Consider the following 1,593-nt stretch of genomic DNA (forward strand, 5'->3'; position numbering starts at 1 on the left):
CCTCTACGACAACTATATTGATATTCTACCAGAGGACGAGCTGTTAACCATTGATATCATTGAAAGAACCCTGAATTTTATGACTGAAGGTGAAGAGGATGCTATCGAAACTATCTTTGAAGACTATCTGACTCAAGTTTTGAAGAAAGAAGCATATTCCTTAAATGACCTGTTACTAATTAAATACTATACCTTTCAATGTCAAGTTGGTGACTATGATAAAGAGATTGTTGAAAGTTTTCGATGTAAATTAATTAATCAAGAATTACAAGGGGAAGAGTTAGTTAATGTTGAACTACTTGGAGCATTGTCAACTATAGGTGGAATCTATGTTATGCATCATGATTATAGAAATATGAAAACTATTGTCGATAAAATGCATACTGTTATCGATAAGACTCTACAACATGCTTACAAACCCGCTGTACTTATTTTTGAAGCGAAATATTATCTGTTCTATGAGAACAACAGAGATAAAGCGGCTGAGCTCTATAATACGGCTACCGTACTAGCTGAAGCTTTTGGTGACCAAGTCTTCATCAAAAATCTTAAAATGGAAATGGAAAAAGATTTAAACATAAAATAGAAAATATATCATCAACATTTTAAACATGATTCATTCCAAATGTAATAACTACCAAAGAAGCATCTGAAGTTAAACTCAGATGCTTCTTATCTTTCCTGAATATCGTTGAGTAAACGAAAGTTTTTCGGCAACGAATTTTTGAGTGAAATCATTGTCTTCTCTCAAATCCCTTAAACGTCGGTACATCAATCTTTCTCCTAAGGAAAAGTATAGAGGAAAAATTTTATGTATTGTCCTAATTGGACAATATGAAATATACTCAATAATATCCACTAGTATTCAAGTATATTGATTGATGCTTTATTGTTTGAAACAGAAAAATAATAAAGTATATTCCATTTATAGAGGGTTGATATGTCTTATTTATATTATTTGTAGGTATTTATTTACTTTATTTGATAATAACTCTTGATCCATGTTTAAAGTACCAGTTATGATAAGAGGTTCCAGAAATGTTAGACCTGTCAAATACTGAATCGTAGTGATAGGCTTTAAAATCTCTTCAATTGTTACATGGAAGCGGCCGTTTCTCGTGTAGTCATCTTGCCCAGCTCCAAAACTAGCTACCAACATGACTTCCTTGCCTTGTAAGGCAGTACCAGTCGAACCATAGGCCCAACCGTATTCAAATACAACGTCAAACCACTGTTTCATGAGGGCTGGCGTTTGGTACCAATAAATTGGGAACTGGAGTACAATGCGATCACTTACCTCTAGAATCTTTTGCTCCGTTTTGACATCAATGTCAAAATTGGGATACAGTTGGTACATATCTCGCACGTCATAACCAGCTCCAGCAGCAGCTGTTGCCAGTTCTTTATTAATGCGTGAGCCCGTTTTTAATTGAGGGTGAAATGTAAAAATTGTGGTTTTCATATCGTTTCTCTTTCTTATCTTAATTATGCTTGACCTTCCTTAGACACAAACCATACATCAAAAACGCACTAGAAACACATTACTCAAATGCAAAATTGGAGGGGACCAATAAGCTTATCAAAGACATCAGA

General features: G+C 34.3%; 1 protein-coding gene and 3 pseudogenes. 2 read left to right on the forward strand and 2 right to left on the reverse strand.

Annotation, left to right across the window (positions count from 1 at the left end; translation table 11 throughout):
- Window positions 1-586: pseudogene (locus HMPREF1519_RS07720) on the forward strand (helix-turn-helix domain-containing protein); the annotation flags it as partial.
- A gap of 87 nt (window positions 587-673) precedes the next feature.
- Here the strand turns inward: HMPREF1519_RS07720 and HMPREF1519_RS10405 are convergent.
- Together HMPREF1519_RS10405 and HMPREF1519_RS07725 are read right to left on the reverse strand one after the other, a co-directional pair.
- Window positions 674-772, reverse strand: a pseudogene (locus HMPREF1519_RS10405) (helix-turn-helix domain-containing protein); the annotation flags it as partial.
- Window positions 773-949: 177 nt separating this feature from the next.
- Window positions 950-1,462 (reverse strand): NAD(P)H-dependent oxidoreductase, encoded by a 513-nt coding sequence (locus HMPREF1519_RS07725; protein ID WP_021143975.1) that lies wholly within the window; start codon window positions 1,460-1,462, stop codon window positions 950-952.
- 32 nt (window positions 1,463-1,494) lie between these two features.
- Here HMPREF1519_RS07725 and HMPREF1519_RS10490 point away from each other — a divergent pair.
- Window positions 1,495-1,593 (forward strand): annotated as a pseudogene (locus tag HMPREF1519_RS10490) (hypothetical protein); the annotation flags it as partial.

Origin of the sequence: Streptococcus sp. SR4 (assembly GCF_000517725.1) — a bacterium.
Taxonomy (GTDB): Bacteria; Bacillota; Bacilli; order Lactobacillales; family Streptococcaceae; genus Streptococcus; species Streptococcus salivarius_F.

Bases quoted from the DNA above. Each gene is read 5' to 3' on its own strand.
- HMPREF1519_RS07725 (WP_021143975.1), bottom strand. From the start codon at position 1,462: ATGAAAACCACAATTTTTACATTTCACCCTCAATTAAAAACGGGCTCA.